Origin of the sequence: Fulvivirga kasyanovii, assembly GCF_009711405.1 — a bacterium.
GTDB lineage: Bacteria > Bacteroidota > Bacteroidia > Cytophagales > Cyclobacteriaceae > Fulvivirga > Fulvivirga kasyanovii.
The window spans coordinates 1-4,232 of sequence record NZ_SMLW01000286.1 but is presented as its reverse complement, the minus strand read 5'-3'; the positions used below and the strand labels follow the sequence as shown (position 1 = coordinate 4,232).

Annotated in this window: 4 protein-coding genes; 1 reads left to right on the top strand and 3 read right to left on the bottom strand. The window is 41.0% G+C overall.

Annotated features, from left to right (window positions below):
* From E1163_RS02045 to E1163_RS02035, 3 genes are all read right to left on the bottom strand, one after another.
* Window positions 1-618, bottom strand: a 618-nt coding sequence (locus E1163_RS02045) for a hypothetical protein (RefSeq protein ID WP_221417910.1), incomplete at its 3' end; no start/stop codon positions are given.
* 498 nt (window positions 619-1,116) lie between these two features.
* Window positions 1,117-2,190 (bottom strand): helix-turn-helix domain-containing protein, encoded by a 1,074-nt coding sequence (locus E1163_RS02040; RefSeq protein WP_185155924.1) that lies wholly within the window; start codon window positions 2,188-2,190, stop codon window positions 1,117-1,119.
* Window positions 2,191-2,289: 99 nt separating this feature from the next.
* Window positions 2,290-2,493, bottom strand: a complete 204-nt coding sequence (locus tag E1163_RS02035) for a hypothetical protein (RefSeq protein WP_155168949.1) — start codon at window positions 2,491-2,493, stop codon at window positions 2,290-2,292.
* A 1,187-nt stretch (window positions 2,494-3,680) separates the two neighbouring features.
* Here E1163_RS02035 and E1163_RS02030 point away from each other — a divergent pair.
* Window positions 3,681-4,118 (top strand): hypothetical protein, encoded by a 438-nt coding sequence (locus E1163_RS02030; RefSeq protein WP_155168947.1) that lies wholly within the window; start codon window positions 3,681-3,683, stop codon window positions 4,116-4,118.
* The last annotated feature ends 114 nt before the right edge of the window (window positions 4,119-4,232 follow it).

Below are 4,232 nucleotides of genomic sequence, written 5' to 3'. Positions count from 1 at the left end.
CACTATTTCAGCATCCTCACCGCCGGTGGTGTTTCTGCCAAAACCAACAGCTTGTATTTTAAAAACATACCTTAGCACGGCCTGTTGGTCTCCGGAGTTGGAGCTCCATATCCACTTCGACTTTGAACCTGCGGGGAAACCGGAGAAGCTTACGCCACTGGGTGTACTGGTAATGGAGCCGCTTTGTTCTTGCGCATAGCTCCATTGCAGGTCGTTGTAATATTTCTTTTTCCAGGCATTGTCAGAAGGCTCTGCATTGGCTCTCCATGACGAACCTGAATAGTAGGATTTTTCCAGTTCATCAATCTGGACCAGTACCCCGGGCGCATCTTGTCCGTTGATCCCTGCAACGGATATGGCATTATACCCTGGTAAAAAGGTCATGGGAACGAACTGCACCCTTCCGGCGGCATTATCATAGGCAAGTAATTCTCCGTTGAGGTATAAGCGATATCCGCCATCTGCCACTATATAGATGCCGGGGCCTTCCCCGGGGCCATAGGTATTTCCTATGAGCATAGAACCTTGTGAATCACCACCTCCCCATGCTGCTTCATTGGGAAGGGTGACTGTTTCAAGACATTTGCTTTGAGCAAAACCCGCTGCAAAGCAAAACATGAACATTATTGTTGTTATTCCTCTTAACATATTGATTCGTTGAATTTTACAGTTGAAATCGCTGGTTTCAGGTTTGAAGCACGATAATTTATCGACCGCAGAACTATCCAAATGCCTTCGTATTTCAATGGTTGAAAAAATAATTGTTTGGGTAAGCACAGAAACGCATGGCGTAAAGACAATAGACAATGAACAAAGCCGTAAGTAGTTCTTACATATCAGTTTTTGGATTTATGGCATCAGGGAATGCCGGGTTAGGAGAATTAAAATCTTACCTCACTGTACCTTTCCAATGCGTATTGGTAAGGGCAACATTTGTTGGCGACAGAGCCTCTTTAGGCCTTTGATAAAGCATTTGCAAGAGTGGGAAAAAACACTGGTTATCAATTTGCTTTTTCCTTCAAAAACTTCGTAAAAACCTGTAATCGATTAATTATTAGGTGACTATGGAGTTGATTCTGATAAAGGGTTTGGGGGTGGGTTGGTTTTTGTTTTGTATCACGTGTTTTTCCTCAATTTTTTCCTGTATTCATTTGGAGCACACCCTTCTGATGTTTTAAATACCTTGTTGAAGTGAGAAACATTGCCATAGCCTACACTGTATGCCACTTCCATAATTTGCCTGTCGGTTTGCTCAAGCAAACGTTTTGCTTCACGAAGACGGATCTGATTAAGGTATTTTTTAAAAGTAGTTCCACAGGCTTTTTTAAATACCGAAGAAATTTTTGATTCGGTCATGCCCAGTTCTCTTTGCAGTGTAGACAGAGACAGGTCCGTGTGATTATAATGTTCAGAAACATAGTTGATTATACTTCTGGCCTCTTCATCTTCAAGATTGCCAACATCGAGGTTCTTATGGGGAAAAATAACCGGTTGGCTTTGCTTTAGTTTAATAATAAAAAAGACCATCAAATAAAAAATGACAAGCATCAGTAATACAGCCATAGTGCCCGGCAAGTAGTCTTTGCTCAGCCGGATGCTGTTAATTATCACGCTTTCCTTTTGGTTGACCGGTAGCAACTGGCAGTTTAAAATGGATAGGCCCGTGGTATACCGGTAATCCGGCGGAGCCATATCTTTTTTTGTATTCTTAGTGTAAATAAACCACCAATTGGGCGTTTTGAAATCAGCCAGCGGTAGCCTGTAGGTCCTTTGGTCTTTTACGTACTCCAGCTCATGCCACATAGGCCGGGATACTATCCGGCCTATAAAACAATTGAAACACTCGATATTGATAACCACGGGGATACTTTTGGAGTTCTCTGCCTGCAAGTCTATTTCTACGTAATCATATTCCGACAGATCAAAAGTTGGTTCTGAGGGGTTGTTGAAGAGAACGCCGATGTATGGATATTGAAAGCCATTGCCAAGTGTATAGCTAAAAAAAAGTTTGCTGGTATCCAGTAGCTTTATATCATGTATTTGAGAGGTGCCATGGTCAACAGTGTCAATGTAAGTGGTGATCGTATGGCTGGGAAAAATGGTCAAATCCTTTTTATAATCACCCAGGATAAAAAAAATGCCAATAATGGCAGGGATAGCGAGAAAAATGTTATTTGAGTTTTGTTTCAAAAACGTTTGTATGTGTGAAAACAACACCATATTCTACTGTTTGATGAAAGAATTGTGAACAGTTTACGGGAGAAAGTACTTTCGGGTATCTTCCTTGTTTTAACCTATGGAAATTTCAGCAGCCATAGATCTGTCGATGGTCTTTGCTGTATATAATTGTTCCAGAGTACACTTCTGCCGGAAGATATCCTGCAGTGGTCTAGTATATTGCTTTACCTCCCGCCATGGCCTGGGGCCATAATTCCTGGCCGAACCGGTAACACTTGAGCCAACTTCAAAAAACAGATACAGTTGTTTTCTCATGAACATAAATTATTATGTATTAGGTCATTAAAAGAAATAGAGCCAGCCAGACAATAAAGTAAAGGTTGTTCAAAACATGTAGACCTGAATTGACCTGATGTTTTTTTGAAAACCACAGCCTGGTGATTTGATAACCAGGTGCCGGTAATGCTCATCACTTATGGGGATAGGAGTGCAATTCCGGAATAGATTTCTCCTGCTAAAGGGACTAATAACAGTAATCCCTCTATTCATCTTTGGGCTTAGAAAAAATCGCTTAAAAGTACATTAGTTTGATTTGACTATCAATGGTTTAATCTCATTTTTTTTGTTTGATATAGAGCTATGCCCGGATAGTATGTGAGAGTTTGTATCAGAAGGTTGATCCTTCTCAACAACAAGGAAAAGTAGCCTGCGGGTAAGGGGTCATGAGGCAATAAAAAGGTATGTTTTTTTAATAGTCCACCTTATTGTCCTACCTATTTTTATTGTTCTATAAAAAATCGACTTAACATCGCCTCGTAGTTTTAGGTTGTAGTACTTGTCCTTATTCCGGGCAAGTGTTTTGTAGGTAGCGGGCATCTTTGGGTGGTTATCCAAAGATGCCACTGCTTAAAATGTATAGCTGTAAAACCAACCGTTTCGGACAAGCAAGCCCCTTTTTAAACTTTTTGACGATTAAGACAGTGTGGTTGAGAGACAGGTGCGGCCCCTGGCGTTTTGCAATGAAAGTGCCAGCCATATAACAGTATCCGCAAAAAGAGACCCCATTGAATAAGAAGAACAGAGATGGAAATCTGTGAGTCAAACGGACCGGAAGAAAAACATGAGATGTGAGGCTTGCCCTGTTAAAATTAGTGACCCACAGTTAGCCAACTGCTTTTGCAGATTGCCGCTAACAACTGTCTGTCAAACACTGAGGCGAAAAGTTAAGACTTAGCTTGATCCAAAAAAAAGTAGGTATCTATTTAATTTTAGGGGTTTTACCAATAGTCCACCTTATTGTCCCCCTCTGTTTCTATTATCCTATGAAAAACAGACTTAATATCGCCCGGTAGTTTTTAGGTTGTAATGCTTGCCCCTTCAGGCAGGTGTTTTGTTAGGTAGCGGGCATCTTTGGTGCTCCAAAGATGCCACTGCTTTTAGAAACATCGTGTAAATAAGTAAACAACCAGGAAGTACTAAGCCCCAAATTAACTGTGTAAGCTATGAAAGACGGCGTAATTGCAAGGCTTTATACCACTGATAAAGTATACCTTGATTTCGATCCTGCTGTTCCCTGTGTTATTGCCGGGAAGTTCGGGTTTGTACCATCGGAAGAGTTTCGGGATATGATGGTGCATTGCCTCGGTTTATATAAGGAGCAAATGAAAAAATTTCCTGCATTAGGGTGGATAGCCAATCTAAACCAGGCCAATGTTTATGATCCGGTAGATACAAAATGGATGATAGAGCATTGGAACCCTGCAGCCGTGGAGGCAGGCATGAAATACATTGCTTTTGTTGAGCCCGAAAGCAACTTCGTTAAAACCAGTGTAGATAGATATACTAAGCATTCAGTGCTTTCAGGAGGCCTTATCATCAACAATTTCAATGATGTTGAGCTGGCTAAAACCTGGCTTAGATCACAATTATTTACTGAGTAAACTTATGTCACTGCCAAAAGCTACCCTGCCAGGCTAATGTACTTCTATGCCTTGCAGGAAAGCAGGTGCCAGCAATACTTCAGAAAAACTTTAATACTTAAATGATTTTGATTA

Coding starts and splice junctions, on each gene's coding strand:
- E1163_RS02035 (WP_155168949.1), bottom strand. CDS start 2,493: ATGAGAAAACAACTGTATCTGTTTTTTGAAGTTGGCTCAAGTGTTACC.
- E1163_RS02030 (WP_155168947.1), top strand. CDS start 3,681: ATGAAAGACGGCGTAATTGCAAGGCTTTATACCACTGATAAAGTATAC.